The sequence below is a fragment of the Kribbella sp. NPDC055071 genome (genome assembly GCF_053608045.1).
The window spans coordinates 43,453-70,203 of the sequence record NZ_JBSGUS010000024.1; the positions used below are offsets into that span (position 1 = coordinate 43,453).

Here is a 26,751-nt window from a genome sequence, read left to right on the forward strand (position 1 = left end):
CGTCAGTCCCCTTCGGCTGGAGTCAGGTGGAAGATCTCGGGCAGGAGCAGGAACGACTCGTCCGGCGGCCTGCCTTCTTCTTGGCCGTCTTCTTGGCCGTCTTCTTGGCCGGCGAAGAATTCGGTCATCTGCTGCTGCCAGCGGGCGTTGACCTCGGTGGCCGCCATCGCCTGTTGTGCCGCTTCGAGATCGTCGGCTTCGACGTACCCGATCAGGAGGCCGTCGTCGCGCAGGAAGAGCGAGTAGTTGTGCCAGCCGGAGTCGCGCAGCGCGGCCTGCATGTCGGGCCAGACGTTGCGGTGGCGCTCGACGTACTCGTCCAGGCGGTCCGGCCGGACCTGGAGACAGAAGCAGTAACGATTCACAGGCTGACCTCGGGCGCAGGCGGGGGATCGGCATGGTGTGCGGGCTGGTGTGCAGGGTGGCTGCTGAAAGGTTTCAAACGGCGTACACGAAAGTAGGCGTGCGGGGCTGTGCGCGTCAACCCCCTGCTCGCCGATCATCGGCCGATCTCGGCCGGTTCCTCCGGGAATCGCGGCGGAAGCAGGTAAGCTTCGCCAGCTAACACGTTTCAACCATTGACGCGGGGAGGTCACCCATGGCATCAGACACCACCCCGCCCGTCGGGGCAGGAGCCAAACGGCACTCGGCGGGAGTCAAGGCGGTCGCCGCCGCGGCCGGCGTCTCCCTGGGGACAGTCTCGAACGTGCTCAACCGGCCCGAGGTCGTGAGCCCGTCGACGCGGGCCAAGGTCGAGGCGGCGATGGCCTCACTCGGTTTCGTCCGGAACGAATCGGCCCGCCAGCTCCGCGCCGGCAGCAGCCGGATCCTCGCCTACCTCATGCTCGACGCCGGCAACCCGTTCTTCACCGACGTCGCGAAGGGCGTCGAGGAGGCCGCGCGCGAAGCCGGTCTGTCGGTGTTCCTGTGCAACAGCAACGAGGACGCCGACCGCGAGGCCGACTACCTCGACCTGCTCGAACAGCAACGCGTCCAAGGCATCCTGATCACCCCAATCGACCAAAGCTCGTCCCGCCTGCGCAAACTCCCGTCCCGCGGTACGCCGGTCGTCGTCGTCGACCGCTCCATCGACGAGTCCGAGGCCTGCTCGGTCGCGGTGAACGACGTACTCGGCGGCGAGCTCGCGATCGCGCACCTGCTCGAGCTCGGCCACGAACGGATCGCGTACGTCGGCGGCCCGAACACGATCGGCCAGGTCCTCGACCGCCGCGACGGCGCCCGGCACGCACTCCAGAACGCCGGCCGCCCAGCCGACGACCTGGTCGAGCTCACCACCGGCGCGCTCACCGTCGCCGAAGGTAGGGGCGCAGGGCAACGACTTGCGGGTCTCCCGGCCGACCGCCGCCCGACCGCCGCGTTCTGCGCGAACGACCTGCTGGCGTTGGGATTGCTCCAGCAGTGCGTGAGCCTGGGCCTGCGCGTCCCCGAGGACCTCGCCATCGTCGGCTACGACGACATCGAGTTCGCCGCGGCCGCCGCCGTACCGCTGACCTCGGTCCGCCAACCCCGCCAACTCCTCGGCCGAACCGCCGCCGAACTCCTCCTCGACGAGTCATCCAACCCGGACCACCAACACCAACGGCTGACCTTCACCCCAGAGCTCGTAGTCCGAACCTCAACCCGCGGCACAGGCTGACTACATCAGGCGACGAGCCCGGAGCGGGGTTGCTAGACGCCGTACGACGCGAGGAAGACGTCGACGGCCTTGTCGGCGAGGTTCTCCAGTTCGCCGGGTTTGGGGGCTTCGCGGGTGCCGGCGAACATGGCGCGGTTCATGGGCTTGTACATGACCAGGCCGGCGAACTGGTACGCCGCCAGCGTCGGATCGTCCAGTTCGCGGAGGAGACCGCGGTCTGTGAGTTGGGTGAGTGCCTCGCCCAAGGCCTCCAGTGACTTCTCGAAGCCGGTCGTGAACCAGGCGCCGCAGACTTCCGGGAAGCGGTCGGCCTCGGCGATCACGAGGCGGCGAAGCTGGAGCACGCTGCCTGCGGTCAGGCTGTCGAGGAGGCGTCGGGCCAGCGCACGCAGGGCCTCGCGCGCGTCGGTGGCTCCGTCGAGGGTGTCGGCGTACGCCTGGGCCAGTCCTTCCATCACCTGGTCGCTGGTGCCGAGGACGATCTCGGCGAAGAGGCGCTCCTTGTTCTCGAACTGCTTGTAGACGGTTTGTTTGGAGACTCCGGCCTTCGCGGCGACCTCGTCCATACTCGCGCCGAGGTACCCGTGCTGCAGGAAGGCTTCGGTCGCCGCGGCCAGGATCGCGCGGCGTTTGCGCGGCGTCCGACCCTCGCCCTCGATCTCGACGGGCTGATCCGGCTGCCAGACCGCGGCTCGCTGGCGATGCTCCACGGAGTTCTCCTTCGGTTACGCAAAATCATACTAGACAGTCCAGTTCTCTTCTCAGTACTGTACGGTCTAGTTCCCAACCTGAGGAGAGTGCGATGAGTACCGTGAAATCCGCCGATGGCACGACGATCGCCTTCGACGCGTACGGCGAGGGCCGACCGCTGATCATGGTCGACGGCGCCACCGCCCACCGCGCGGTCAACCCGGCGAACGCCGAGGTGGCGAAGCTGCTGAGCGACGAATTCCGGGTGTATGTGTACGACCGGCGCGGACGTGGTGAGAGTGGCGACACAGCGCCGTACGCGATCGACCGGGAGATCGAGGATCTCGGTGCGCTGATCGAGGACGCGGGACAGCCCGCAGTGGTGTTCGCGTGGTCGTCGGGCTCGCTGCTGGCACTGGACGCCGCTGCGGCCGGACTACCGATCGCCGGGCTGGCCCTCTTCGAGCCACCGGTCGTGGTCGACGACTCACGTCCCCCGCTGCCATCCGACTACGTCGAGCAACTGGACGCGTTCGTAGCCGCCGGCCGGCGTGACCAGGCCGCGGAACTGTTCATGACCGCGGCCGCCGGCATCCCGCCCGAGTTCGTCGCCGGCATGAAACAAAGCCCGTTCTGGGCGCCTGTCGAGGAGATCGCCCACACCATCGCGTACGACGGCCGCATCATGGGCACCACCATGTCCGGCAACCCCCTCCCCCCGGACCGCTGGTCAACAATCGCCGCACCAGTCCTAGTCCTCCACGGCAACGCCACCGCCCCCTGGCTAACCACCGCAGCCCAAGCCATAACCACCCACCTCCCCACCGCCACCCTCACCCCCATCCCCGGCGAAAACCACAGCGCCGACCCGTCAGTCCTAGCCCCAGCCCTCCGCGCCTTTGCTGAGCAAATCTGACGAACTTGTTCTGAGTTGGCGCTCCCTTTTGGACCGGGGGTGGTGAGAGGCTTTGGGGGTGGACAGGGATGGGTTCTGGGGTCTTGTTGAGGATGCGCGTGGTGGAGTGGACGACACCGTCGCGGATCCGGATGGGGTTGCGGACGCGCTGACCAAGCTGCTGGGTGGGCTGGAGGCCGATGAGATCGCCGGGTTCGGGGTTGAGCTCGCGCGGTTGCAGGTCGAGTCCTTCCGGTGGGACCTGTGGGCAGCGGCGTACCTGATCAACTCGGGCGCCTCGGAGGACGGGTTCGACTCGTTCCGGGGCTGGCTGATCGCGCAGGGGCGGGAGGTCTGGGAGGCGGCGCTGGCCGTGCCGGACTCGCTCGCGGACGTGGTCGACGAGGATCGGCCGGACGAGTTCGAGGGGTTCGACGGGGAAGGGATGCTGCACGTCGGCAGTCACGCGTACAAGAACGTGACCGGCGACGACGCGGCGTACTGGAAGGCGGTCGAGGCCGAGGCCCCGGACACGCCGGACCTGCCGGCGGGTGAGGAGATCGACTTCGACGACGAGGACGACCTCGAGACCCACCTGCCGCGGCTCTCCGGCCTCTACCTCGACGTCTGACCGCAAGTCGGCCGAGGAGGCGGACCGCCGCCACTCAGCAATCTAGGCCCATCGAGACCGGCTGAGCCTGTGCGGGCAAGGGGAGACGGCGGTGACCGCGTTTGATGAGTGGCGGGAGTCCGGACCCGCTTAAGCGGGCTCGCCGCTCAGCCGCTCGATGGCGGTGCGGAGGCGGCGTCGCCACCCGGGTTGGCCGGCGTCCTCGTCGGCGGCCGCGAGGCTGACCAGGTGCTGCGCCATCTCGAACCCCTCGGCCGTAGGCGCTTCCAGCTCGGTCAGCGGTGCAGTGGGCTGCGGCTCGTCGTGGTCGAAGCCGTACTCGAGCCGTCGGCTCGTCCACCCAAACCCCTCGGGGATCAGCAGCTCGGGCACCAGTGCCTCGTGGCTGAGCGACGTGAGCTCCTTGTCGCCGTTCCCGATGCTGAAGATCGTCGCACCGCGTCGTCGTACGTCGCTGATCCGCTCGAGCAACGAGTCGGCCGGATTCTCCTCGGCCACCACCAGAAGCGACTGACCGCGGCCGGTGTCTTGCAGCCGATCCAGTCCGATCGCCAGATGCGGCGGTGCGTCCGGTGGCGGCGCCCAGCGCACCAGCGACGGCCGGATGTCCTCGATCCCGGCCCGGTGCAGCTCGTCGTCCAGATGGGCGGTCAGATGCCACGGTTCGTCGTCGACCGGCCCGAACAGCATCAGCCCGCGGGTCCGCGTCGTGAATCGACGCAATGAGTGCGCGAACTCGGTGGTCCGGCTACCCAGCTCGGTACCGGTCAGCATCTCCCGCAACAGCGAGGCCCTGGTCAGATCCACAGTTCAAACCTGACACATCTCCGTTAGCAACGCGACCTCAGGTCAGCCGGTCCGCCTTGGATTGCAGGTAGTTGCGTTCCGGGACACTGGTCGTACGGCGGGCTGCCAGCAGGTAACTGTCGCGAGCGGCGGCCAGATCGCCCGACATCTCCAGCAGATGAGCGCGGACCGCCTCCAACCGGTGGTGGTCGGTCAGGCGATCGTCGGACTCGAGCGGTTCGAGTACGGCGAGGCCCTCCTTCGGCCCGACCGCCATAGCGACAGCGACCGCGTGGTTGAGCTTCACCATCGGGTTGTCGACCATGTGCTCGAGTACGTCGTACAGCGCAACGATCTGCCGCCAGTCCGTGTCCTCGGCCCGCTCCGCCGTGTCGTGTACCGCAGCGATCGCGGCCTGGACCTGGTACGGCCCGAGCTGCGTACGAGACAGTGCATCCGTCACCAGCGCATCGCCCTCGAGGATGGCTGCCTTGTCCCATGCCGATCGGTCCTGATCGGCCAGTGGGATCAGTGCGCCTTCAGCACCGGTCCGAGCGGGCCGACGTGCATCGGTGAGCAGCATCAGCGCCAACAACCCAGCCACCTCGCCGTCATCAGGCAGCAGCCTGCGCACACCGCGCACCAGCCGGATGGCCTCACTGGTGAGCTCCGCGCTGTGCAACGACGTACCCGATGACGCGGTGTAGCCCTCGTTGAAGATCAGGTACAGAACGTGCAGTACGGCGCCCATCCGTTCGTCCCGCTCCGCTTCGGGCGGTAGCTCGAACGTACTGCCGGCCTGCTTGATACTGCGCTTCGCCCGGCTGATCCGCTGCGCCATGGTCGACTCCGGCACCAGAAACGCCGCCGCGATCTGTGCAGTGGTCAGACCGCCGACCGCACGCAACGTCAGCGCGATCTGCGAGGCCGCCGACAGAGCAGGATGGCAGCACAGGAACAGCAACGTCAGAGTGTCGTCCCGACCACCCGGATCGTCGATCTCAGGGCCTGAGGCAACGAACTCCTCCGGAGCGGCCAGTTGCGCCGCGTTCTCCTCGCGCCGCCGCCGGGCCGACTCGCTGCGGAGCAGATCGGTCAGCCGACGCGACCCGACCCGGATCAGCCAACCACGCGGGTTGTCCGGCACACCCTCGGCCGGCCACTGCTGAGCGGCCGCCAGCAAGGCCTCCTGAACAGCCTCCTCGGCCAGGTCGAAGTGACCGTAGTGCCGGACCAGTGCGCTCAGCACCTGCGGCGCCTGCTCCCGCAGCAGCGGCTCGAACTCGGACCGGCCGGCCGACGCGGTCACATCTCCAGCCCGGACGGGTCCATCACAGGTCGTACCTCCACCGCCACGTACTCCGCATCCGGCATCCGCGCGGCGTACGCGATCGCCTGCTCGATGTGATCGCACTCAACCAGATAGAACCCGGCCAGGTGCTCCTTCGCCTCGGCGTACGGGCCGTCTGTGGTGGTCGTGGTGTCGTCACGCACCAGCACGGTCCGGCTGGTGATGGGGTCGGCCAGACCGGCCGCACTGACCAGAAGGCCCTGCTCGCTGAGCTCTCGGGTCAGGGACTCGTGCGCGTGGGCCAGACCCTCGCGTTGCTCGGCGGACAGGCCGGCCCAGCTCTCGGCGTTGCTGTAGATCAGCAGCATGTACTTCACAGGCACCATCCTGTCCCTCGCGGAGGCCGCTGTGACCCCCTGTCACCCGGTACGTCGGCACACCGGTGCCCCACTTCGACAAATCCAGAATGTCGAGCCCTGACGGCCCGCCCCGACGTCTCCACCGAACGACGCTCACCCGGAGCGCCACCGCCGTACTGGAGAGATCGAATGGTTTCGGAATCGAAGCGCTGGTCGGCACTGGCGCTGCTGTGCCTGACCGGCTTCATGATCATCCTGGACTCGTCGATCGTGCTGGTCGCCGTACCGTCCATCGAGCGTGAGCTGGCCTTCTCCACCGGCGGCGTGCAGTGGGTCCCCAGCGGCTACGCACTGATGTTCGGCGGTCTCCTGCTGCTCGGTGGGCGCATCTCCGACCTACTGGGCCGCCGGCGCGTGTTCATCACCGGACTGCTGTTGTTCGCCGGGTCCTCGCTGCTCTGTGGCTTCGCTTGGAGCGGTGACGCACTCGTGCTCGCACGTGGTCTGCAAGGCGCAGCGGCCGCCGTACTGGCGCCGAGTGCCTTGTCGATCGTGATGACGACCTTCCCGTCCGGTGCGGACCGCAACAAGGCGCTCGGGATCTGGGGAGCGACCAGTGGAGTCGGCGGTACGGCGGGATCGCTCATCGGCGGGCCTGTCACGGACGGACTCGGCTGGCAGTGGATCTTCTTCATCAACGTGCCGGTCTGCCTGTTGGTCGCCGTACTGGCGCCCATGCTGCTCCTGGACAGTCGTGGGCCGGGTCGACGCGGATTCGACGTCGCCGGCGCGCTGACCGTGACCGCTGCGCTCATTGCCCTCGTGTACGCCGTCATCGAGGCGCCAGAGTGGTCCCTCCCGCAGACTCTGGGGCTGGCGCTGTTGTCGGCCGCACTCTTCGCGCTGTTCGTACTCGTGGAGAAGAGGTCGGCCGCACCGCTCGTACCGCTGCGTATCTTCCGCTCCCGCACTCTGGTCGGCGGCAACCTCATCACGATCGCGTTCGGGCTCTCGGCGTTCGGACTGAACTTCATCTACACGCAGTACGTGCAACTGGCTCTCAACGTGTCGGCGATCCGCTACGGCCTGATGTCCGCGGTCTTGGCGGCAGCAGCTGTAGGAGGCTCCATCATCGGACAGAACCTCGTCACCCGGATCGGAACGGCCAGAGTGGCGATGGTCTCGCTGCTGCTCGCCGGCGTCGGCGCAACGGTGATGACCCAGCTCACCGTGGACTCTGGCTATTTTGAGCTCGCCTTCTGGGGTCTGACCATCTTCGGCGCCGGACTGGGTGCCGGAACGGTCGCAGGGTCGATTGCCTCCCTGAGCGACGTGGCAGGCGAGGACTCCGGCGTTGCGTCCGGTCTGCAGAACGCAAGCTTCCAGATCGGCGGCGCGATCGGCGTTGCCCTCCTGTCAGCCGTAGCGACAGCCAGTACGACGGGTGCCGCGCCGACCGCACTCACCCACGGCTACCGGGTCGCGTTCGCGGCGGTGTGGCTCTTCATTGCAGCGGGTCTGGCCGGCTCCGGGCTGCTGCTCACTCGCAAGCACTCACGAGAGCCGGAGGCCGAGCCGGCGACGCCGTGAACTCAAACGGGCGTTGGAGGTTTGCGGTCTCGCGAGTGGGCACTGGACGCGGGTGGCCGCCACTTTCCGCCGGGCGGTCCTTGAGAAGGAGGCTTCATGATCATCCTCGGTGTGATCCTGCTGATTCTGGGGTTCTTGCTGAGTGTTCCGATCCTGTGGACCATCGGCATCATCCTGGTCGTGGTCGGAGCGGTTCTGTTCCTGGTCGGATCCAGCGGTCGCATGATCGGTGGCCGGCGCCATTGGTACTGATCGACGCGCTGGACCGAACGACGCGCTGATCCTGACCTCGTCACGACAGCCGACCCCGCGGACCACACCGGTCCGCGGGGTTCTGTCGGCGCGCGTCGCTACGGTGTGGTCATGAAGTACGTCGTGATGATCTTTCGCACTGTCGACCGCGCCTGGACCGACGACGACCAACAGGCCGTCGGCCGGCTGATGGAGCTGGAGAGCGAGCTCGCCGAGAGTGGCCAACTGGTCAGCTCGGAGGGACTGCTGCCACCTGAGGACGGCCGGATCGTGCAGATCCGCGAGGGTGTGCAGGTCGTCACCGACGGACCGTTCGGCGAGGCGAAGGAGCAGCTCGCCGGCTTCTTCCTGATCGACGTGCCCGACGATCCGACGGCCGAGGCTGTCGCGGCGCGGGTCTCGGCGATCGTCGGCGACCGCGTCGAGCTTCGCGGCACGCTGATCTCCTCAGGAATGCCAGAGGAACTTCGGTGACCGCTTCTGCGTGAACGCGTCGATGCCTTCGGCCAACTCGCCGCTGGCGATCGTCTCGCGATAACGCCGTACGGCGTTCTCGTCCGCGTCCTCGCCGGCCAGCAGCGCGTTCACCGTCTCCTTCGCCGAGCGGATCGTCAGCTGCGAGCGGGACACCATCGTGCTCGCGAACGCGTCGGCTTCCAGGTCCGGATCGTCCACCACGCGATCCACCAGCCCCTTGAGCTCGGCCTGGTCTGCGGTCAGAAGATCACCACTGAACAGCAGGTACTTCGTCGTCGCCGGACCGACCAGATCGAGCAGGACCTTGATCGCGGCGGGCGGATAGACAACCCCGATCCGGGCCGGCGTCACGCCGAAGGACGCGTCCCGCGCGGCGAACCGGAAGTCGCAGTTCACCGCGATCTCGAGCCCGCCGCCAATGCAGTGACCCCGGATCGCCGCGATCGTCGGCTTCGGGAACTCGCGCAGCGCGACCTGCGCCCGCAGATTGGCGGACCGCAACTCGGCCATCGGATCGGCCGGGTCGGCGCCGGAGATCAGCTCCCGGATGTCCGCGCCGGCGGAGAAACTCGGACCGGCACCCGAAACCAGCAGGACCTTCACCTCGTCGTCGGCGGCCAGGTCCGCGAGCAGGACAGGCAGTGCCTCCCACATCGCCCGGGTCAGCGCGTTCCGCTTCTCGACCCGGTCGATCACCAGCCGGGCCACCGCCCCGCGCTCCACCCGGAACCCCAACTCGTCCACCCGCGCAGTCAACCAGCAACCCCGCCGCCCCGCCGCGCCCTGGATCACACCTCCGTGCCGCAGCCCTTGCCCGGAGGCCGCGGATCTCCAGGCCATCACAATCGGCGATCCCACCGCACGGCCCGCGGCGGGCGCCCCGTCGGCCGCGATTGTGATGGCCTGGAGATCGGGACCCTCACGGTCAGGCGGCGCGGCGGGCGCGGGACTTGGCGCGAGCCATCCGGATCAGGTACGCCGGAGTCGGCGGGACCCAGCCGAGTTGCTTGGCCTGGCCGAGGTCGTCACGGGTGGCCCAGTGCTCGATGATCTGGCCGTCCTCGATCCGCAGCCAGTGCGTCTGCTTGATCGCGAACGTCTTCCCGGTCGGCGGGAACGCGGTGTCGACCGCGCCCTCGGGCGTGTACACCACGAACGGCGCCACGTGCCGCCCGCGCATCGTCGTGTCCACCGCCACCAAGTTGCCGTTGGCAACAACATGGTGGATCTCGTGCGCGAGCTCCCCGAACGCGGTCCGCAACCAGAGCGCGGTCGTGTAGTACCCGGCCGGGCCGCCGACGCGACACTCCGGCGGCTCCACGTCACCCTCCCGGTTGACGGCGTACGGATGAATCAGCGCGTCGAAGTCGGATCGCTCGCCATCGGCCATGATCTGTAGGCCGCGAACGGCGATCGCACCAACGTCGGTCTCGGTGTTCATGTCTCCCCTAGAATTCGATACAGTCAGCCTGTACCCAAAATCATGGGATCGGAAATGGCAGAAGTCAAGCGGCAGTACGACGGCACCGGCCGGCGCGAGCGAGCCCGGCAGCGGCGCCGCGACGTCGTGGTCGCGGCCCAGGAACTCTTCGAGGCCGACGGGTTCCAGGCGACGACGATCAGCGCGGTCGCCCAGCGGGCCGGAGTCTCGGCCGAGAGCATCTACAAGGGGTTCGGCACCAAGGCCGCCCTGGCCAAGGCGGTGTTCGACTTCGTGATCGCCGGTGACGACGAGCCGATCCCGATGGCCGAGCGGCCCGAGATCCGGGCGGTCCAGGCGGAGCCCGACGTACGGCAGAAGATCCGGCTGTACACGGCGAGCTTCCCGGAGCGGCAGGATCGGTCGGCCAAGGTGCAGATCCTGATCCGGGACGGACGGCACAGCGACGAGACCCTGCGGGAGACCTGGCAGTCGCTGCTGGACGAGCGGCTGACCGGGATGTCGATGTTCGGCCGGCACCTGCTCGAGACCGGCGACCTGCGCCCCGGGATCACGCTCGACGAGATCACGGACGTGCTGTGGACATACACAGCGGTCGAGTTCTACGAACTACTCGTGCTGCTCCGCGGCTGGACCCCGCAGAAGTACGCCATTTTCGTAGCGGACGGGATGATCGCGGCCCTCTGTCCACAGCCAAGCGTTTGATCTCGGATCGGTCACATCCGAATACCGAGCAGGTTACGCCTGCGGATGTTCGCAATGCGTTAAGAACGGGGGCCGATTCGAACCGGCGCGGCGATGTGTGCTTGACTCCTCCGGTCGATAACGTTTTGGTCTCGGCAGATTGGGTTTCGAAGTGGCGGCAGGACGGCACAGCAAGGCGCGGCACAGACAGGCGCGTCCGCAGGCAGTGCGGGCCGGCATCGTGAAGGTGGCGATTCCCGGCGCGGCAGTGGCCCTCGTGGCCGGCGGCTCGGCGGCGGCGTTCCCGGACGAGCACGTCAAGCTCGACACCACCTCGTTCGCCAGCTCGTCGCTCTTGCAGTCTCGCGAGGCCAAGACCAGCCGGGACGCGCTCCGTCCGTCACTGGACATCGCTCCGTCGACGAAGACTTCCGCGGCGCCCAAGCCGAAGGCAACCACCCCGCCGGCGGCCAAGCACCTGAAGAAGCAGGCACCGATCCCGACGCCGACCTCGGCGAAGACGCGCGCCGCCGCCGGCGTGACGCCGCCGAAGGCCAACGGCTCCAAGTTCACCACCACCGACCTGAACGTCTGGTCGATCCCGCTGTCCGGCGTCCTCCTGGACGTGCTGCCGAAGGGCACCAAGGTCTCCGTCACCGGCAAGGTCGACGGCATCTGGGCCGAGATCGTCAGTGACAACAAGTCCCGCTGGGTCAAGGCGGCGTACCTCTCGGCGACCAAGCCGGTCGCGACCGTTGCGGGCGGGATCTCGCAGGCGGTCTGCAAGTCCGGCTCGTCGGTCGAGGACGGCCTGACCCAGGACGCGATCCGCGTGCACCGCGCGATCTGCGCGAAGTTCCCGGACATCACGTCGTACGGCGGTCTGCGGTCCGGCGACAGCGGTTCGGAGCACTCGACCGGTCATGCCCTCGACATCATGGTCAGCGGTGCTGAAGGCCAAGAGGTCGCCGACTGGCTGCACGCGAACTACAAGAAGCTCGGCGTCAGCCAGCTGATCTGGCAGCAGCACATCTGGACGGTCCAGCGCAGCAGCGAGGGCTGGCGCGCGATGGAAGACCGCGGCAGCACGACCGCGAACCACTACGACCACGTCCACGTAACGGTCTACGGGAGCTCGGGCACGGTCTGAGTCATCCCGTAGCGACCCGGTCCTGACCTCCTGAGGACCGGGTCGCTTCACGTCCATGGCCTGATGTTCGCGTTCAGGTGGAAGAAGTTCGTGGGGTCGTAGGCGCGCTTGACCTCGCGCAGCCGGCGCAGATCGTCCGGTGCGTACGCCGTTTCCGCGCGGCCGGGATCACCGAGGAAGTTCACGAACGTCCGGCCCGAGTCCGGGAGCAGACCGTCCATGCAGCGGTCGACGATCAGCGAGTACGACGCTGATCGGTGACCGACCGGACCGGCGTTCGGGCCTGGGTACGCCATCGCGCCACCCCAGTGCCGGATCTCGACAGTCGGCGCATCGTCGTCGTCGAAGCCGGTGATCACGTCGATGACCTCGTCGGTGAGGGTGTCGAGGAAGTCGAGGTGACGGGCGGGCGTGCCGCCCATCGCGGCATCGGCGTACTCGATCGTCGTGAGCTCACCGGCCAGCCGCTCGCCCGCGACCTCGAAGAGCGGTTTGAGGAGGTGTTCGGCCAGCTCGGCGGAACCCGCATACAGGATCTTGATCGCGACGGCCCGCTGCTCGGTGCCGGGGACCCGGGTCAGGACGACCGCGGTGCTCAGCTCGTTGGGGATCGTGGCGGTCCAGCCGCGGTAGCGGCGCAGGATCGCCGGTGCGCGGTCGATGCCGTAGTAGACGATGCCCGCGTGCACTTGGCGGACCGGGTACAGCCGGAACTCGAGCGACGTCACGATGCCGAAGTTGCCGGTGCCGCCGCGGATCGCCCAGAACAGGTCCGCGTGGTGCTCGGCGCTGGCCGTCACGGACCGCCCGTCCGCGGTGACGACCTCGGCGCGGATCACGCTGTCCGCCGCGAACCCGTACTTCCGCGCCAGCCAGCCCACTCCGCCGCCCAGCGTGTACCCGGTGACGCCGACGTCGCGGTGCGAGCCCGAGAGCGGCGCCAGCCCGAACTGCCGCGCCGCGTCCAGCACCGCACCCCAACGCGCACCAGGCGCGACCTTCGCGATCCGCCGCTCCGGGTCAACCAGAACCGAAGTCATGGACGTGGTCTTCAGCAGAATCCCGCCGTCGGCCGGCACTCGCGTCCCATGTCCCGTGGCTTGCACCGCAATCGGTACGCCGTACTCGCGAGCCGCTCGTACCGCCGCCTGCACATCCGACCGCCCGCAAGCCTCAGCAACCACCAACGGCCGCGAGTCAACAGTCGGAATCACAGACTTCCGCTGTACGTCGTACTCCGCGTCACCCGGCAGCCGAACCGCCCCATTGAACCCAGCCCCGAGCAACCCCGCCACAACCTCATCCGCACCCGCAACCACAGTCAGCGTCGTCATACCCCTACGTCGAACCCCCCACCCCCAAATCGACACCCCTCCGCCACACTCGTCCGATGACCCACCACGTCACCGTCAACGGCGGCACCCTGACGAAGCGCTACACCTCCTGGTCCCGCGGCGAACCAGAGCGCGAGTGGACAGCCCTACAACTCCTCGCAGCCCACGTCCCCGGCCTGACACCCACTCCGCTGTCACGAGACCCGCTCTCGATGACCGTGGTGCCAGGCGATCCCCTGAACGGTTCACTCAGCTCGGCTCAGCTGGCTGCTCTCGGGGATGCACTCGACACGCTTTGGTCGATCAGTCCGGTCGCTCTGCGGGCGATCGACGTACCAGCCCTGGTAGAGCGCACGGTTGAGGGACTCGCTGAGCTGCGTTCGGCTCCTGGCGTGGTCGGTGCGGCGGCTCGGCTGTGGACTGTTCCGGATGGGGTCTTCGAGGTCCACGACCCCGTCGTGGCGCACGGTGATCCGAATCTGGCCAACTACCTCTGGGATGGGACGCGGGTGCGGATCGTGGACTTCGAGGACGCGGGGTTGGGTGATCGCACATTCGAGTTGGCGAACCTCGTGGAGCATCTGTCTGGGCGGGAGACCGACTGGGCGTCCGTCGTACGGCGGTTTGATCCTGACCCGGACCGGTTTCACGCGGCCCGGTGTCTGTGGGCTGGGTTCTGGCTGACGCTGGTCCGGACTCCCAGTACGGCGGAAGCCCAGGCGCGGCGGGTGATCAGGCTGGTAGGGGGAGGGTTTTGAGGCGGTCTACGTCGGCGAGGATGTCTATTTGGGTGATCTTGCCGTTGGCGACTGTTAGGGACATGACGCCCATCAGGTGGCCGTTGACGATGGTGATCGCGCCGGGTAGGCCGTTGATCTGGGCGTGCTCGGTGTGCGGCGCCAGCCGGCTGAAGAGCAACGCCTGCTCGACCACGTCGAGGGCACCGCGGACCAGCTTCGACACGGCCGCGCCGGCGTACTCGGCGCTTGCGGCTCCCGCGTCGGCGCGCAGTACGACGTCCGGATCGAGCAGTGCCAGCAATGCCTCGAAGTCACCACTCCGCGACGCGGCCATAAACGCGTCAACCACGGCACGCTGGCGACCGACATCCCCATCACTCGCCGGCGCACCCTGCACCCGCCGCCGCGCCCGACTGGCCAGCTGACGCGTCGCAGCGGGCGACTTGTCCACGATCTCGGCAATCTCGTCGAAGCTCACGCCGAACAGATCGTGCAGTACGAACGCCAACCGCTCCGCCGGCGACAGCCTCTCCAGTACGACGAGCAGCGCCAGCCCGATCGCATCCGCCTGCACCGCCTCGTCCTCCGGCCCAGACTGGCCGAGGATCGGATCCGGTACGTAGGTATCCAGCGAATCCTCCCTCCGCGACTTGCGGCTCCGCAGCACATCCAGACAGACCCGCGACACCACAGTGGTCAGCCAACCACTCAGATTGTCGACGTCACTCACATCCGACCGGCTGAGTCGCAGCCAGGCTTCCTGTACGGCGTCCTCGGCCTCAGCCAACGAGCCGAGCATCCGGTACGCAACCGCACGTAACTGCCCTCGGCGTTGCTCGAACTCCCACGCCAGCCGATCGTGCTCGTCCACTGCCACCCTCTCCCGTGACTGCTGTCACCGCTAAGACGTAAGGAAACCTCATCATGTGACAGGCCATGATTAGCGCATGGTGGAGACTCGCGGCAGCTTGGTGTTCGAGGACACATTCGATGGGACAGAACTGGACGTGTCGGTCTGGTCACCGCATTACCTGCCACAGTGGAGTTCGCGCGCGTTGTCGGCTGCGACGTACGAACTCGAGGACTCGTGCCTGACTCTCAGCCTCCCACCGGAACACGGCCTGTGGTGCGAGGACGACCACAAGCCCGACCTACGCGTGTCAGGGATCCAGTCCGGCAACTACTCCGGTCCGATCGGCAGCACTGTCGGCCAGCAGCCCTACCGCGACGGTCTGGTCGTCCGCGAGGAGCAGAAGCCCTTCTGGGGCTGGACTCCGGACAGCGGGTACGTCGAACTGCGTGCCCGCGCCGATCTGAATCCACGGTCGATGGTGTCGCTGTGGATGGTCGGGCTGGAGGACCAGCCGGAGCGGTGCGCGGAGATCTGCGTGATGGAGGTGTTCGGCGCGACTGTGACGCCGGACGTGGCTGTGGTCGGGATGGGACTGCACAGCTTCCGTGATCCGTCCGTGCCCGAGGACTTCGTGCCAGTGCGGCTGGAGATCAACGTGAGCGAGTTCCACACCTATGCGGTCGAGTGGAGCGACGGTACGGCGACATTCTTCGTCGACGGTGAGCGGATCCGCAGTTGCGCGGGTGCTCCGGCGTACCCGATGCAGTTGATGCTCGCCGTGTTCGACTTCCCGGAACTGGGCGACGACGGTGACCACGTCCCGAGTTTTACCGTCGACCACATCCGGGGCTGGTCTAAGCTGTGAGCATGTTCATGCGTGCGGGGATGTGGTGGGCCGTCGACTGACGGTCTGCCCCCGCGCGTAACCACCCGGCCGTCTCCTTCGAGGCGGCCGTTTGTCATGTCTCCTCGCGGGCGGCCCAGCACCCTGAGGATTGCCGATGGCAACAACGCTCCGGACCTGGTCCGGACTGATCTCCGCGCTCCTGGCCGGCTCCGACCTGTCCGCGGAGGACACCAGTTGGGCGATGGAGCAGCTCGTGCTGGGTGACGCCTCACCGGCGCAGATCTCCGGCTTCCTGATCGCTCTGCGGGCCAAGGGCGAGACCGCCGACGAGATCGACGGACTGGCGACGGTACTGCGTTCGCACGCGACGCCGGTGCGGATCGATGGGCCGTTCGTGGACATCGTGGGCACGGGCGGCGACCGTACCGGCGCGGTGAACATCTCCACCATGGCCGCAGTAGTAGCCGCGTCTACCGGCGTCACCGTGGTCAAGCACGGTGGTCGGGCCGCATCGTCCTCAGCGGGCGGCTCTGCCGATTTAGTGGAGCACTTGGGTGTACCGCTGGACCTGTCTGCCGCTGAGGCCGCACGGGTCGCAGCGGAGGTCGGCCTGGTCTATCTGTTCGCGCCACGCTTCAATTCGGCGCTGCGCAACGTGGCCGTCGTACGACGGGAGCTGGCGGTGCCGACGGCGTTCAATGTCTTGGCGCCGTTGCTCAACCCGGCAGATCCGTCCCACCAGCTCGTAGGGGTCGCTAACCCACAGATGCTGCCAGTGCTCGCCGGAGCGTTGGCCAAGCGGGGCAAGTCGGCCCTAGTCGCGCGTGGTGAGGACGGTCTCGACAAGCTCACCACTGCAGGCTTCTCGCGCGTGTGGGTGGTGTACGGCGGGTCTGCGGCGGAGGTGGTGTTCGATCCACGGTCGCTCGGTCTGCGGCCGTCTTCGCTCGCTGAGCTGCGCGGTGGTGACGCCGCCTTTAACGCTCGCGTACTGCGGGGACTCGTCGACGGTGAACGTGGTCCGGTGCGCGACGTCGTACTGCTCAACGCTGCAGCTGCCCTGGCCACTCTGGAGCTGTCGAACGGGCTGAGCCTCGAGCATCTGGCGCAGTGTCTGGAGCGGTGTCGGGACGCCATCGACAGCGGCGCGGCTGCGGCACTGCTCAAGCGGTGGCGATCCGCTGAATAGTCTCAGCCACCAGCCCAGGTACGCGCAGGCTGGGCAGGTGGTCGACCCCCGGCATCCAGATGAACTCAGCGTCAGGGATGCGCGCGGCCGTTGCACCAGCCACGGCTGCGAGGATCGGCCGGTCCTTGTCACCAACCATCACCGCGGTCGGCACATTGATCTCGTGCAAGCGACCGTAGACCGGCGGATCCGCCTGCGTGTACTGCTCGAACCACGCCGGTATGGCTGACCGCAGCTGAGCAACCGTGGCCTCGTCATCGCCCGCGGCTCCCCACAGCCGCAGCGCGAAACGCACCAGCCCGTCCACATCCCGATTTGCCACCAGAGCGGCGTACTCGGCATCGAGCTCCGGCTCGTCCGGCATCGGGAACCCGGGCACGCCCGGACAAAGCAAGACCAACCCCTGCACCCGATCCGGCTGGTCCAGCGCGAATCCGATCGCCGTACCTCCGCCCATCGAGCACCCGACCAGCACAACCCGCTCGAGCTCCAACTGGTCGAGCACACTGACCAGATCCTGCCGCAGCGAGAACTCCTCACTCGGCGCCCCAGACCGCCCCACTCCGCGCACGTCGTACCGAACCACCCGCCGCCCGGCCAACGCCGGCATCACCGGATCCCAGGACCGCGAGTCCCCGATCCCTGGATGCAGCAGGACCAGCGGCACGCCCTCGCCGGCCACATGGTCAGCCCAAACCTCATCCCGTCCCACCGACAGCTTCAGCTCCATGCCCCCACCCTGCCTCATGGCCGAACCGGGCGAGGCAGTGCCAGACGCGCTTGAGGTCCTGCTCGTCGCAGTCCCCGACCGCAGCACCGATCACCTGTGGTGTCAGCACCCCGTCCACCGCAATCCGCTCACCCAACTCGACATACTGGGCGCCGCGGTAGTCGGCATGCTCCCGCAGTACGTCGACTGTCAGCCGGAACCCACCGTGCCACTCCAGCGCACAGGGCAACTTCTGAGCAGCCGTCTCGACCGATGTGCCGCGATAACTCGGGTCTAGCACCAGCGCCTCAACATCTCGGTCCAGCCGAACCAGTCCGTGCACCTGAGCCTCGACATAGTCATCCAGTACGTCGTTGTCGTCCGCCTCGGCCAGTGCGATCAGCGCCATCCGATCGGCAACCCCGAACTGTTTCGGCTCAAAACAGCTGTCTGGATAGCAGAACGTCGACCTGCTGAGGACGTCCCCCGTTAGCCGCAGATGCGACGAGCCGAATCGCGGAGCACCCCCGACCGCGCGCCGTCTGAAATTCAGGGCGCCGTACACAGGCCGGTCCGCGGCGGGAGCCTCGTCGTACGCCGCACCGAAGATCCGGCTCTCCCACTGCCACCGATCTCCACCGGGATGCGCAGTCAGACCGCCGTTGCTGGTCCCGGTGACGAACTGCGACGCATAGACGCCTTCTGCTGCCAGCAGGTCCAGCAGACCCCGCCGATCCGGGTGGAAGTTGAGGGTGACCCGCAAGCTCGGATCCAACGCTTCTCCGAACGACGCCGCAGCCACGAAGCGCACTGCGCGGGCAGCGGGCTCATCGGTCACGGACGACCTGGGCGGTCTGGAGGGTGGCAGATGCGAGGAGTGTGAGCTTGTCGGCGTCGGTGGTGCCCGCCTCGGGGTGATACACGACCAGCATGATGCCGTCGGTCCCACTGACGAGGAGTTTCTCTCTGTTCAGCGTCAACTCGCCTACCTGCGGGTGGTTGAAGCGGACTGTCGCACCGGCATGCGGCTGCACGTCATGGCGAGCCCAGAGCTGCCGGAAGAGCGGACTGGCCAAGGAGAGCTCCCCTACCAGCTCAATGCACCGCTGGTCGTCGATGTCGGTGCCAACCGCCTGGCGGAAGCCCGCGATCAAAGCCGCAGCCGCACGATCGAAGTCGGGGAAGAGAGCCTGCTCAGCCGGGTCGAGGAACACGTCCCGCAGCCGGTTGCCGCCCACGACGAGGCGCGGCGAGAGGGCCGTCGCCAGCGGATTGGCGGCGAGCACATCCAGATAGCGCCCCTCGACGAACGCCGGGACCGGGAGCGTCGCGACCAACTTCGCCGTACCGCCCGGCACGACCTCTTTCCGCGGACGTGACCGCCGCCGAGGCTTCTCGGCAGCAAGACCAATCAGGTACGCCGTGCCGTCGTCATCCAACCGCAGGACGCGAGCGAGTGACTCGAGCACCTGCACCGACGGGTTACGGTCGCGACCGCGCTCCAGACGCAGGTAGTAGTCAGCGCTGATGCCGGCCAGCATCGCCACCTCCTCACGTCGCAGCCCGGGCACCCGCCGTACGCCGACGGCCGGAACGCCAACGTCTTCCGGGCTGACCAGCTCCCGGCGCGCCCGCAGAAACGCTCCCAGCTGGTTCGCCTCGTCGGTCATACCCTTCACGGTAGTCCGCGCAGGACGCCGCTGCGGGGCCCTGTCAGGACCCTGGCTCCTATCCGGCGCCCAACGACCTGATCATGCTTCCGGGGACGAGCGCTGGAGCTCGGGGATCAGTGCGGCGATCCGTTCGAGTTGGTCGTGCTGTGAGCGGAGATCCAGGGCGCCCAGGCGGATGACGAGATGCCGGGCGCCGGCAGAGACGTACCGGCTGAGGCCGTCGAGGACCTGCTCGGCGGAACCGGCGACGACTGCCTGGATCTTCTCCAGTTCCGCCAGTGGCATGCCGTAGTTGGCGCGCGCGTAGTCGTCCAGTGGCCCACGAGGGCTTTCGCCGACCCGAACCGACACGAACAGGGCCGGGGTGATCTGCTCAGCCGCGCGCCCGGAGTCCGCCGCAGCCTTCCGCACGCTGAGCAGGCCCGAGGCGTAATCGGCCGGGTCCGGTGGGTATGGCAGCCAACCGTCGTACAGCCGGCCGGTACGGTCGAGCGCGGCCGGTGTTGCGCCGCCGAGCCAGATCGGCGGGCCGGTCGGCCGGTACGGTCGGGTCGCCGGCGGTAGGTCGTCGTACCGGAGGATCTCACCATGGAACGCCGTGGCGCCGGCCCACAGCGCCCGCCACAGCGCGACGGTCTCGTCCAGCCGCGCGAACCTGCGCTCCCAGGGGACCTCGGACAGCGTGTAGAACGGTCGCCCGAACCGGCCGGGGAACCCGGCGCCGACCGCCACCGCCAGCCGTCCGCCGGACAGAAGGTCGATCGACGCGAGGGATTGCGCGACCTGGACCGGACGGCGCAGGAACGGCAGCAGCGCGCCGGTCCCTAGCGTCACGCGTTCCGTGGCGGGTGTGAGCGCGGCCAGCATCGTCAGAGCCTCGATCCGCGGGCTGATCAGGGAGTCGTTGACGAAGAGCGAGGAGAAACCCGACCGCTCAGCCTCGATGCCGAAGGCAACCAGGTCGCGAGGGTCCCCGTCCGCACCCCACTGCGCCTTACCGGTCGGAAGAAGTACACCGATGTCCATACCGCCGACACTCCCAGTCGGCCACCCCGACCTCAATTCCCCCAAAGGAATACCGCGCCCAGGCTCACCCTCACCCCAACCCAGGCCACCAGCGAGCGGAGGGCGTCGGATTCGAACCCACGATTACGGTCATCCGACGGGTCCATTGGCGGCATCACCACCCGTCTGTCAAGGTGGCGGTGTGTCCGAGCAGCAGCTCGATGGCGGGATCGCGAATGCGGGCAAGGTTGTCCGCGTCGGTCCGCATGTTCTTCGTCCTTCGAGTCCGCACTCGGAGTCGATTCACGCCTTCCTGCGGGCGCTGAAAGAGTCCGGATTCAAGGGTGCTCCGGAACCGGTCGGCATCGAGGAGGACAGCCGCGAGCGCCTCTTGTTCATCGAGGGCGAGGTCCCCGTCCCGCCCTATCCGGACTGGAGCCAGTCCGACACCGCGCTAGCGTCCGTCGCCAGGCTGCTGCGCGCGCTGCACGATGCCGCTCGCGAGTTCGACCCTCAGGGTCTCACCTGGAGCGACGATCTGGCTGACCCCGCAGGCGGGACTCTGGTGTGCCACAACGACGTGGAGCTCTCGAACGTCGTTTTCCGTGACGGCATCGCCGTTGCGCTGCTCGACTTCGAGTTCGCCGCCCCTGGCCGCCCCGTCTACGATCTCGCCCACCTCGCCCGCCTCTGTGTACCGATCGAGGACGACTTCGACCAGTACCGGATCGGCTGGCGGCCCGCTGACCGGCCGGCACGGCTTCGGCTCATCGCCGACGCCTACGGGCTGGGCCGGGACGGCCGCGCAGAGCTGCTCACCGCCATCAACGATGCCCTCGCCCGCATCGAAGCAGCCGCGCGACGCAGCATCGCTGCGGGCGGTCCGGACACCGTCGCGATGATGAACCGGAGGGGAGGCATCGAGAAGTTCGACCGCAGACGCCGCTGGTGGGCCGATCACTACGACCGCTTCGCCGCGGCCCTCAGCTAGCGCCCGTCGCTTTGCTCACCATGACTAGACGCGCGGCGGAGAGCTCGCTCCGTTTCCGCAGCTCAGCGTCGGGTTTGGCGGAGGGCGTGGGATTCGAACCCACGATTACGGTCACCCGCAATACCGGTTTTCAAGACCAGCGCACTCGGCCACTATGCGAGCCCTCCAGGCGATGTGCTCGCCGATCGTCGAGGATAGCGCGTTGGAGAACTCAGGTGCGGCGGCGGGAGGTCGCCGGTAGGGTCTGGCCAGTTATGCGATCGCTTGCTGCGTTCCTCGTGCCGGATGGGCTTGGGGCCGACTTTCGGAAGATCTGGCCGGCCTCGATCATCTCCAACCTCGGTGATGGCGCGATGCTCGCTGCGGGTCCGCTGCTGGTTGCGTCGATCACCAGCGAGCCGGTTGCGGTTGGTGCGGCTGCCTTTGTGCAGCAGTTGCCGTGGCTGCTGTTCGCGCTGTTCAGTGGGGCACTGGTCGATCGACTCGACCGCCGCCTCATGATCGTCGTTGCGGACCTCTTTCGAGCCATAGTGCTCGCCGCGCTCGGTGTCGCCGTACTGCTCGGGACGTCACCACTCTGGGCGGTCTACCTGTCACTCTTCCTGCTCGGTACGGCGGAAACCCTCGCCGACAACGCATCCGGTGCGTTGCTGGTGAACGCCGTACCCAAAGAGCACCTGGGCCAGGCCAATGCGCGGCTGTTCGCCAGCGGAACCGTTCTCCAGCAGCTAGGCGGCCCACCGCTCGGCGCACTGCTATTCGCGGTCGGGAACGGCGTACCGCTGGTCTTCGACGCGGTCACCTTCGCCGCAGCGGCCGCCCTGATCGCGCGGGTCGCCGTACGTCCAGCACTGCCGGACTCACCAGGTACGGCGCTCTGGACCGAGGTCCACGCCGGAGTGCACTGGCTTTGGCACCACGTAGGGGTACGGACGCTCGCACTGTCGATCCTGGTCATGAACATCACGCTCTGCGCGGCCTTCGCGACCTGGGTGCTGTTCGCACGGGAGAGGCTCGGTCTGAGCGACACGCAATTCGGACTGCTCGTGTCGGCCGGCGCGGTCGGAGGCGTCTTCGGGATGCCGGTCTACCACCTGCTCGAGCCGCGTGTCGGGTCACTGACCCTGCTGAGAGCCGGTCTGGTGATCGAGACGACTGTCCACCTCATCCTGGCGCTCACTCGAACCCGTGGGTCGCTGGGGCGACTATGGCGGTGTTCGGCGTGCACGCGGTGGTGTGGGGGATCGTGTCGACGACCGCTCGACAGTTGGCCACACCAGAGCCCCTCATGGGTCGGGTGAACAGCGTCTACCTACTGGCGTCCGTGGGCGGTGCCGCGGTCGGCTCGGCGCTGGGCGGCGTACTCGCGCAGCGGTTCGGTCTGAATGCTCCCTTCGCCATAGCGTTCGCAGCCATGGTTTTGATGACACTGATCGCGTGGCGCCCGCTTCGGCACGTCTCCGTCCGCCTGGCACCTGCAGCAGAATGAAATCAATTGGAGCCCTCGGCAAGCGGTTGCTACAGTGCTGGGCCGCCGAGCCCCTGTGATTGGAGTACCTCGCCATGCCCGCAGCCGTGAGCCTCGGCCTCCCTAACGTCCGCGGCCGAGTCCCTCTACTGGCCGCACTGGCGATCGACTCGTTCGGTGGCGGTTGCGCGGGCCCACTGCTGATCCTGTACTTCAACAAGGTTGCGGACATCCCGCTCGATACGGCCGGCCTGATGCTGTCGGTCGCGGCGCTGTTCTCGATCGCCGCGCCGGCCGCGGTCGGTCTGGTGATCGACCGGGTCGGACCGCGGACCGTCGTACTGTGGGCGCAGATCGCCCAGGGGCTCGCGTTCACCGGCTTCTTCTTCGGACGGTCCCCCTGGCTGCTGTTCCTGTGCGCGGTTGTCATGACGACCGGGCAGCGCGTGTTCTGGTCAGCGATCTTCAGCCTGTTCGCGGACGTCGCGGACGACGGCGAGCGGGACAAGTGGTTCGGGCTGGGCGGGATGATGCAGGCCGGCGGCCTGGCACTCGGCGCGCTGGCCGCCGGAGGTCTGCTGGAGATCGACGGCAACGGGCCATTCCTGTTCGCGATGGCGCTGAACGCAGTGACGTTCTTCATCGCCGGTGTGCTGCTTCTCCGGTTGCACCCGTCCCACCACGAGCGCACTCATCAAGATGCTGGGCCGGCGCCGCTGCTGCGGAAGGACCGGGTGTTTCTGCTGCTGATTGGCGCCAACACCGTGTTCGCGATGTGCACGATGATGCTGGGGGTCGGCCTGCCGATCTACATCACCCAGGCGTTGACCGTGCCGCACTGGCTCGTCGGCGTGCTGATCGGGGCGAACGCCGTCGTCCTGGCGACCGGCCAGACCCTCGTCGTACGGCGAACTGGCGGGCGGCGACGTACGAACGTCATGGTGATCGCCGGGGTCGTCTACGCAACCTGGGCGCTGCTGATGGCCTTGCAGGTGCACATCGCCGCCGCGTGGGTCGTGCCGGTGCTCGTTCTCGCGACAGCTTGCTACGCGTTTGGAGACCTGCTGCACGCGGCGACCAACAACGCGCTGTCGGCAGCGGTCGCGCCGGTGGTGGGTCGGGGGAAGTATCTGTCGTACTGGCAGTACTCGTTCGCGTTCTCGAGCGTGCTGGCGCCTTGGTTCTTCACGCATCTGTTCGTCGTCCGTCACGACCTGCCGTGGGTGACGCTGGCCGGGCTGGCGCTGGTGGCGAGCGCAACGATCTTCGTGCTGGCGCGGGTGTCTCCGCGGCTGAGCTCCGAGCGGATCTGAGCACGCGGGATCCACTCTCCGCTGCCGGCGCTTGCGTTAGTTTGTTGAGGTGTCAGGATGCGTTGCATTCGATCGAACATCTGTTCTAATGTTTTCCCAGTTCGTGGTTCTCCACCCGGATTGCTCGAGGGGCCGAGCCTCCCACCGTTGATGTGGACGGCCGCCGGGCACCGCCGCCCGGGGCTGTGAGGACCCGGGCTGTGGAGAACCGGCAGTGGACAACCGGTTGTGGAGAGCCCTGGTTGTGGAGAGCCCGCTTGTTGATCGAGGACGCTGAGGAAGGATGAGGTGATGTTCGACGAATGACGCCTAGTGGAAGGACACGCGACAGATGCTGCTCGAACACCGCGGCCGACGACCGGTCGTCCCCGAATCCGCTTACGTCGCCCCATCGGCCGTGCTCTGTGGAGCCGTCGTGCTGGCCGAGGGCAGCAGAGTCCTGCACGGTGCGGTGCTGACTGCGGAGAACGGTGAAGTCCGTCTCGGTGCGAACAGTGTGGTGATGGAGAACGCCCTGGTGCGCGGCCGGGCCGACCATCCCGCCCTGATCGGCGACGCGGTCCTGGTAGGTCCCCATGCACACGTGAACGGCGCCACGGTCGAGGACGAGGTCTTCATCGCCACGGGCGCCGCGTTGTTCCCCGGTTCCGTTGCCGGCGCGGGCGCGGAGCTCCGGATCAACAGCGTGCTGCACGTGAACTCGCGCTTGGAGCCCGGCACGGTCCTCCCGATCGGATGGATCGCGGCCGGCGACCCCGCTCAGCTCTTCTCACCCGACCGGCACGAGGAGCTCTGGGCCGTCCAACGCGACCTGGACTTCCCCGGCACCGTGTACGGCGTACCCCGCGGCACCCCCATGCGCGACATCATGTCCCGCCAATCCACGTACTACGGCGCCCACCACTCCGACCACCAACTACCGAACCCCGACCACCCCTAACCCACACCCGCTGCCGCCGGAAGGCACCTGCGGTGGGATCCGAGAAGCGACGCCTCCAGCCCGATCGGTCGGCGAGGCGGCGGCCCAGATGATGAGCCGAGCCATCGGACCCCGTCCACCAGCACGTCGAACTCAGGAGGTGTACGACGGATGCCCAGGTGAGGTGCGACGGGTGCCCAGGTGATGTGCGACGGATGCTCCGGTGGTGCGCAGTGCGCGCTCGGGTGATGAGCCAGCCATCGCAGGCCACCCACCAGCACGCGTCGAACCCAGCAGATGTGCCGTGCTTGCCCAGCTGACGAGCAGCGCGCGCTCCGGTGGAGAGCAGTGCGCGCTCAGGTGATAAACCCAGCCATCGCACGCCACCCACCAGCACGCGTCGAACCCAGCAGATGTCCCGTGCGTGCCCAGGTGATCAGCAGCGCGCGCTCCGGTGGTACGCAGTGCCTGCTCAGGTGATGAGCCCAGCCGTCGCACGCCACCCGTCAGCACGCGTCGAGCTTAGGAGATGTGCCGTGCTTGCCTGGGTGACGAGCAGTGCGTGCTCCGGTGGTGAGCGGTGCTTGCTCGGGTGATGAGCGGTGCCTGCTCGGGTGAAGAGCCGAGCCGTCGGACGCCATCCCATCAGCAGGCGTCGAGCTGGGTGATATGCGGGCGTGCTCCGGTGATGAGTCGAGCCGTTGGACGCCGTCGGCGGGCGTCGTACTCAGGGGATGCGGTGGGTGCTTAGTTTGTTGTGAGGGAGTGGAGTTTGAAGCGGCGTACCTGGGTGGGGGCTGTGCCGGCGCAGGTTAGGCGGGCGTTGATGGTGTCGAGGTGGATCGAGAGTTCTGCGGTGATTGGGCCGCTGGTGGAGGCGAGTGTGACTTGCCAGTGGTGGTTCGGGAGATGACGGACGTCTTGTGGGAGGAGGTTGCTGACGGCAACTGAATGACCGGCAGCGCGGGCGAAGTGCTGAGCTGCCTGGACCTGTGGGGTGAACACACCTGATCCACGGAGGAGATCAGGTACGACGTTGCCTTCGTCGTAGCGCTTGGCGACCTCGACGGCGCGGGTCGCCGGCACATGCCCGTAGTACAGGGCGTGCGGCAGTACGACGACGTTCGCAGCGAACCGGTCGCCGCCGATGTGGCTGCACTCCCACGTCCGCTCGGGATACGCGCCCGCCAACGCCGCCGCGATCGGCCGACCGCGCACGGCACAACAAGCATCGTGCCGACCGTGGGTGCACACCAGGTAGACGGGTTCGTGGCTGAGCGTGCCCGGATCCGAACCAGCAAGAACGTCCAGCAGATGCTCGTCCGACGGCAACTCACCCCAACGAACCGACTCCTGGCCGGGCCGGCAATCCACCAACCCCCACCGCCGCCCCGCACTCCGATCCACCCGCCCGAACCGCCGAACCACGACCGGCCGAGTCCCCAGCTCCCCACACACCCGAGCCACCTCAACCCCAGGCTCCCCGAGCGAGGCAAGCGCGTTACGCGGCCAGGCCAGATGAGATTCGATCAGCAACCACCGAGCCGCCGGCGGTGCGGTGGCGACGAGGGAATCACCCCGAAGCTCCGCAAGCGCAGCGCACCCAGTCTCCGGCCGATACCGATCCCCATCACTCACCACGCCTACTCACTCTACTGTCGCCCCACCACCAACACCTTGGCAGCTTCAGTACGCCGTCGAGGCACGGTCTACGACGCATTGACGCCGCGACAATGCACTCGCGCGGGCACGCCACACCTCGCCGCGAGCGGGCCAGCTGTTGCGAATGGTCTCCGTTCGTATTAAC

Annotated in this window: 30 protein-coding genes and 1 tRNA gene; 16 read left to right on the plus strand and 15 right to left on the minus strand. The window is 67.6% G+C overall.

The genetic code is table 11. The features are described 5' to 3' along the window. Positions 1-2: 2 nt before the first annotated feature. Complete coding sequence (locus ACWF4Z_RS31795; protein WP_452246870.1) at positions 3-365, minus strand: L-rhamnose mutarotase; 363 nt, start codon at positions 363-365, stop codon at positions 3-5. Positions 366-598: 233 nt separating this feature from the next. Here ACWF4Z_RS31795 and ACWF4Z_RS31800 point away from each other — a divergent pair, with 233 nt between their 5' ends. Next, entirely contained in the window at positions 599-1,657 is a 1,059-nt protein-coding gene (locus tag ACWF4Z_RS31800; RefSeq protein ID WP_452246871.1) for a LacI family DNA-binding transcriptional regulator, read from the plus strand. 32 nt (positions 1,658-1,689) lie between these two features. Here the strand turns inward: ACWF4Z_RS31800 and ACWF4Z_RS31805 are convergent, their stop codons facing one another. Beyond that, a complete protein-coding gene (locus tag ACWF4Z_RS31805) occupies positions 1,690-2,367 on the minus strand; it encodes a TetR/AcrR family transcriptional regulator (protein WP_452246872.1) in 678 nt (225 codons plus the stop codon). Between the two features lie 92 nt (positions 2,368-2,459). On the opposite strand from ACWF4Z_RS31805, the gene ACWF4Z_RS31810 reads away from it, so the two are divergent. Beyond that, positions 2,460-3,263, plus strand: a complete 804-nt coding sequence (locus ACWF4Z_RS31810; RefSeq protein ID WP_452246873.1) for an alpha/beta fold hydrolase — start codon at positions 2,460-2,462, stop codon at positions 3,261-3,263. A gap of 58 nt (positions 3,264-3,321) precedes the next feature. Continuing rightward, complete coding sequence (locus ACWF4Z_RS31815; RefSeq protein ID WP_452246874.1) at positions 3,322-3,873, plus strand: DUF4240 domain-containing protein; 552 nt, start codon at positions 3,322-3,324, stop codon at positions 3,871-3,873. Positions 3,874-4,002: 129 nt separating this feature from the next. Here ACWF4Z_RS31815 and ACWF4Z_RS31820 read toward each other — a convergent pair whose 3' ends face one another. The 3 genes from ACWF4Z_RS31820 to ACWF4Z_RS31830 are packed head-to-tail and all read right to left on the minus strand — an operon-like array spanning position 4,003 to position 6,318. Beyond that, entirely contained in the window at positions 4,003-4,680 is a 678-nt protein-coding gene (locus ACWF4Z_RS31820; protein WP_452246875.1) for a hypothetical protein, read from the minus strand. 37 nt (positions 4,681-4,717) lie between these two features. Then, positions 4,718-5,968 carry an RNA polymerase sigma factor gene (locus ACWF4Z_RS31825; protein ID WP_452246876.1) on the minus strand — a complete coding sequence of 417 codons (1,251 nt, stop codon included), beginning with the start codon at positions 5,966-5,968 and terminating at the stop codon, positions 4,718-4,720. Continuing rightward, positions 5,965-6,318: a YciI family protein gene (locus tag ACWF4Z_RS31830; protein ID WP_452246927.1), complete on the minus strand. Its 354-nt coding sequence runs from the start codon at positions 6,316-6,318 to the stop codon at positions 5,965-5,967. The genes ACWF4Z_RS31825 and ACWF4Z_RS31830 overlap by 4 nt, the downstream gene beginning before the upstream one ends. A gap of 180 nt (positions 6,319-6,498) precedes the next feature. On the opposite strand from ACWF4Z_RS31830, the gene ACWF4Z_RS31835 reads away from it, so the two are divergent. From ACWF4Z_RS31835 to ACWF4Z_RS31845, 3 genes are all read left to right on the plus strand, one after another. After that, a complete protein-coding gene (locus ACWF4Z_RS31835; protein WP_452246877.1) occupies positions 6,499-7,899 on the plus strand; it encodes an MFS transporter in 1,401 nt (466 codons plus the stop codon). A 96-nt stretch (positions 7,900-7,995) separates the two neighbouring features. Further along, on the plus strand, positions 7,996-8,151 hold the full coding sequence (locus tag ACWF4Z_RS31840; RefSeq protein ID WP_452246878.1) for a DUF6131 family protein: 156 nt from the start codon (positions 7,996-7,998) through the stop codon (positions 8,149-8,151). A gap of 111 nt (positions 8,152-8,262) precedes the next feature. Then, complete coding sequence (locus ACWF4Z_RS31845; RefSeq protein WP_452246879.1) at positions 8,263-8,625, plus strand: YciI family protein; 363 nt, start codon at positions 8,263-8,265, stop codon at positions 8,623-8,625. Here the strand turns inward: ACWF4Z_RS31845 and ACWF4Z_RS31850 are convergent. Together ACWF4Z_RS31850 and ACWF4Z_RS31855 are read right to left on the minus strand one after the other, a co-directional pair. Next, positions 8,599-9,384: an enoyl-CoA hydratase/isomerase family protein gene (locus ACWF4Z_RS31850; RefSeq protein WP_452246880.1), complete on the minus strand. Its 786-nt coding sequence runs from the start codon at positions 9,382-9,384 to the stop codon at positions 8,599-8,601. The genes ACWF4Z_RS31845 and ACWF4Z_RS31850 overlap by 27 nt on opposite strands. A 169-nt stretch (positions 9,385-9,553) precedes the next feature. Continuing rightward, positions 9,554-10,069, minus strand: coding sequence for an ester cyclase (locus ACWF4Z_RS31855; RefSeq protein ID WP_452246881.1), 516 nt, complete (start codon positions 10,067-10,069; stop codon positions 9,554-9,556). Positions 10,070-10,123: 54 nt separating this feature from the next. Between ACWF4Z_RS31855 and ACWF4Z_RS31860 the strand changes: the two genes are divergently transcribed. Both ACWF4Z_RS31860 and ACWF4Z_RS31865 read left to right on the plus strand, forming a co-directional pair. After that, complete coding sequence (locus tag ACWF4Z_RS31860; protein ID WP_452246882.1) at positions 10,124-10,774, plus strand: TetR/AcrR family transcriptional regulator; 651 nt, start codon at positions 10,124-10,126, stop codon at positions 10,772-10,774. A gap of 151 nt (positions 10,775-10,925) precedes the next feature. Next, positions 10,926-11,903, plus strand: a complete 978-nt coding sequence (locus ACWF4Z_RS31865; protein WP_452246883.1) for an SH3 domain-containing protein — start codon at positions 10,926-10,928, stop codon at positions 11,901-11,903. Positions 11,904-11,950: 47 nt separating this feature from the next. On the opposite strand, the gene ACWF4Z_RS31870 is transcribed toward ACWF4Z_RS31865, so the two are convergent. Next, complete coding sequence (locus tag ACWF4Z_RS31870; protein WP_452246884.1) at positions 11,951-13,237, minus strand: FAD-binding oxidoreductase; 1,287 nt, start codon at positions 13,235-13,237, stop codon at positions 11,951-11,953. Between the two features lie 56 nt (positions 13,238-13,293). Between ACWF4Z_RS31870 and ACWF4Z_RS31875 the strand changes: the two genes are divergently transcribed. Then, a complete protein-coding gene (locus ACWF4Z_RS31875) occupies positions 13,294-13,995 on the plus strand; it encodes a phosphotransferase (RefSeq protein ID WP_452246885.1) in 702 nt (233 codons plus the stop codon). Here ACWF4Z_RS31875 and sigJ read toward each other — a convergent pair. Then, positions 13,970-14,848, minus strand: coding sequence for an RNA polymerase sigma factor SigJ (gene sigJ, locus ACWF4Z_RS31880; protein WP_452246886.1), 879 nt, complete (start codon positions 14,846-14,848; stop codon positions 13,970-13,972). The genes ACWF4Z_RS31875 and sigJ overlap by 26 nt on opposite strands. A 76-nt stretch (positions 14,849-14,924) precedes the next feature. On the opposite strand from sigJ, the gene ACWF4Z_RS31885 reads away from it, so the two are divergent. Together ACWF4Z_RS31885 and trpD are read left to right on the plus strand one after the other, a co-directional pair. Then, the gene (locus tag ACWF4Z_RS31885; RefSeq protein WP_452246887.1) at positions 14,925-15,695 is read left to right on the plus strand and encodes a glycoside hydrolase family 16 protein; all 771 of its coding nucleotides are present in this window, start codon (positions 14,925-14,927) and stop codon (positions 15,693-15,695) included. Positions 15,696-15,831: 136 nt separating this feature from the next. Beyond that, positions 15,832-16,866, plus strand: coding sequence for an anthranilate phosphoribosyltransferase (trpD, locus tag ACWF4Z_RS31890; RefSeq protein ID WP_452246888.1), 1,035 nt, complete (start codon positions 15,832-15,834; stop codon positions 16,864-16,866). On the opposite strand, the gene ACWF4Z_RS31895 is transcribed toward trpD, so the two are convergent. The 4 genes from ACWF4Z_RS31895 to ACWF4Z_RS31910 form a co-directional block, all read right to left on the minus strand. Next, entirely contained in the window at positions 16,841-17,596 is a 756-nt protein-coding gene (locus ACWF4Z_RS31895) for an alpha/beta fold hydrolase (protein WP_452246889.1), read from the minus strand. The genes trpD and ACWF4Z_RS31895 overlap by 26 nt on opposite strands. Beyond that, the gene (locus ACWF4Z_RS31900; protein WP_452246890.1) at positions 17,565-18,413 is read right to left on the minus strand and encodes a DUF3626 domain-containing protein; all 849 of its coding nucleotides are present in this window, start codon (positions 18,411-18,413) and stop codon (positions 17,565-17,567) included. The genes ACWF4Z_RS31895 and ACWF4Z_RS31900 overlap by 32 nt, the downstream gene beginning before the upstream one ends. Then, positions 18,403-19,245: a helix-turn-helix domain-containing protein gene (locus ACWF4Z_RS31905; RefSeq protein WP_452246891.1), complete on the minus strand. Its 843-nt coding sequence runs from the start codon at positions 19,243-19,245 to the stop codon at positions 18,403-18,405. Before ACWF4Z_RS31905 ends, ACWF4Z_RS31900 begins: the two co-directional genes overlap by 11 nt. Before the next feature lie 81 nt (positions 19,246-19,326). After that, positions 19,327-20,274: an LLM class flavin-dependent oxidoreductase gene (locus ACWF4Z_RS31910; protein ID WP_452246892.1), complete on the minus strand. Its 948-nt coding sequence runs from the start codon at positions 20,272-20,274 to the stop codon at positions 19,327-19,329. A 181-nt stretch (positions 20,275-20,455) separates the two neighbouring features. Here ACWF4Z_RS31910 and ACWF4Z_RS31915 point away from each other — a divergent pair, with 181 nt between their 5' ends. After that, positions 20,456-21,244, plus strand: a complete 789-nt coding sequence (locus tag ACWF4Z_RS31915) for a phosphotransferase (RefSeq protein WP_452246893.1) — start codon at positions 20,456-20,458, stop codon at positions 21,242-21,244. 75 nt (positions 21,245-21,319) lie between these two features. Here ACWF4Z_RS31915 and ACWF4Z_RS31920 read toward each other — a convergent pair. Further along, positions 21,320-21,411, minus strand: a tRNA-Ser gene (locus ACWF4Z_RS31920). A gap of 87 nt (positions 21,412-21,498) precedes the next feature. Here ACWF4Z_RS31920 and ACWF4Z_RS31925 point away from each other — a divergent pair. From ACWF4Z_RS31925 to ACWF4Z_RS31940, 4 genes are all read left to right on the plus strand, one after another. Beyond that, complete coding sequence (locus tag ACWF4Z_RS31925; RefSeq protein ID WP_452246894.1) at positions 21,499-22,545, plus strand: MFS transporter; 1,047 nt, start codon at positions 21,499-21,501, stop codon at positions 22,543-22,545. Then, positions 22,533-22,733, plus strand: coding sequence for a hypothetical protein (locus tag ACWF4Z_RS31930; RefSeq protein ID WP_452246895.1), 201 nt, complete (start codon positions 22,533-22,535; stop codon positions 22,731-22,733). The genes ACWF4Z_RS31925 and ACWF4Z_RS31930 overlap by 13 nt, the downstream gene beginning before the upstream one ends. 74 nt (positions 22,734-22,807) lie before the next feature. Further along, positions 22,808-24,025, plus strand: a complete 1,218-nt coding sequence (locus tag ACWF4Z_RS31935) for an MFS transporter (protein ID WP_452246896.1) — start codon at positions 22,808-22,810, stop codon at positions 24,023-24,025. Between the two features lie 331 nt (positions 24,026-24,356). Further along, positions 24,357-24,965 (plus strand): gamma carbonic anhydrase family protein, encoded by a 609-nt coding sequence (locus ACWF4Z_RS31940; protein WP_452246897.1) that lies wholly within the window; start codon positions 24,357-24,359, stop codon positions 24,963-24,965. A gap of 726 nt (positions 24,966-25,691) precedes the next feature. Here ACWF4Z_RS31940 and ACWF4Z_RS31945 read toward each other — a convergent pair. After that, the gene (locus ACWF4Z_RS31945; RefSeq protein ID WP_452246898.1) at positions 25,692-26,585 is read right to left on the minus strand and encodes a sucrase ferredoxin; all 894 of its coding nucleotides are present in this window, start codon (positions 26,583-26,585) and stop codon (positions 25,692-25,694) included. Between the last annotated feature and the right edge of the window lie 166 nt (positions 26,586-26,751).

Bases quoted from the DNA above. Each gene is read 5' to 3' on its own strand.
- ACWF4Z_RS31905 (WP_452246891.1), bottom strand. From the start codon at position 19,245: ATGACCGACGAGGCGAACCAGCTGGGAGCGTTTCTGCGGGCGCGCCGG.
- ACWF4Z_RS31835 (WP_452246877.1), top strand. From the start codon at position 6,499: ATGGTTTCGGAATCGAAGCGCTGGTCGGCACTGGCGCTGCTGTGCCTG.
- ACWF4Z_RS31870 (WP_452246884.1), bottom strand. From the start codon at position 13,237: ATGACGACGCTGACTGTGGTTGCGGGTGCGGATGAGGTTGTGGCGGGG.
- ACWF4Z_RS31800 (WP_452246871.1), top strand. From the start codon at position 599: ATGGCATCAGACACCACCCCGCCCGTCGGGGCAGGAGCCAAACGGCAC.
- ACWF4Z_RS31875 (WP_452246885.1), top strand. From the start codon at position 13,294: ATGACCCACCACGTCACCGTCAACGGCGGCACCCTGACGAAGCGCTAC.
- ACWF4Z_RS31840 (WP_452246878.1), top strand. From the start codon at position 7,996: ATGATCATCCTCGGTGTGATCCTGCTGATTCTGGGGTTCTTGCTGAGT.
- ACWF4Z_RS31860 (WP_452246882.1), top strand. From the start codon at position 10,124: ATGGCAGAAGTCAAGCGGCAGTACGACGGCACCGGCCGGCGCGAGCGA.
- ACWF4Z_RS31885 (WP_452246887.1), top strand. From the start codon at position 14,925: ATGGTGGAGACTCGCGGCAGCTTGGTGTTCGAGGACACATTCGATGGG.
- ACWF4Z_RS31940 (WP_452246897.1), top strand. From the start codon at position 24,357: ATGCTGCTCGAACACCGCGGCCGACGACCGGTCGTCCCCGAATCCGCT.
- trpD (WP_452246888.1), top strand. From the start codon at position 15,832: ATGGCAACAACGCTCCGGACCTGGTCCGGACTGATCTCCGCGCTCCTG.
- ACWF4Z_RS31895 (WP_452246889.1), bottom strand. From the start codon at position 17,596: ATGGAGCTGAAGCTGTCGGTGGGACGGGATGAGGTTTGGGCTGACCAT.
- ACWF4Z_RS31935 (WP_452246896.1), top strand. From the start codon at position 22,808: ATGCCCGCAGCCGTGAGCCTCGGCCTCCCTAACGTCCGCGGCCGAGTC.
- ACWF4Z_RS31855 (WP_452246881.1), bottom strand. From the start codon at position 10,069: ATGAACACCGAGACCGACGTTGGTGCGATCGCCGTTCGCGGCCTACAG.
- ACWF4Z_RS31830 (WP_452246927.1), bottom strand. From the start codon at position 6,318: ATGCTGCTGATCTACAGCAACGCCGAGAGCTGGGCCGGCCTGTCCGCC.
- ACWF4Z_RS31845 (WP_452246879.1), top strand. From the start codon at position 8,263: ATGAAGTACGTCGTGATGATCTTTCGCACTGTCGACCGCGCCTGGACC.
- ACWF4Z_RS31810 (WP_452246873.1), top strand. From the start codon at position 2,460: ATGAGTACCGTGAAATCCGCCGATGGCACGACGATCGCCTTCGACGCG.
- ACWF4Z_RS31930 (WP_452246895.1), top strand. From the start codon at position 22,533: ATGGGTCGGGTGAACAGCGTCTACCTACTGGCGTCCGTGGGCGGTGCC.
- ACWF4Z_RS31910 (WP_452246892.1), bottom strand. From the start codon at position 20,274: ATGGACATCGGTGTACTTCTTCCGACCGGTAAGGCGCAGTGGGGTGCG.
- ACWF4Z_RS31925 (WP_452246894.1), top strand. From the start codon at position 21,499: ATGCGATCGCTTGCTGCGTTCCTCGTGCCGGATGGGCTTGGGGCCGAC.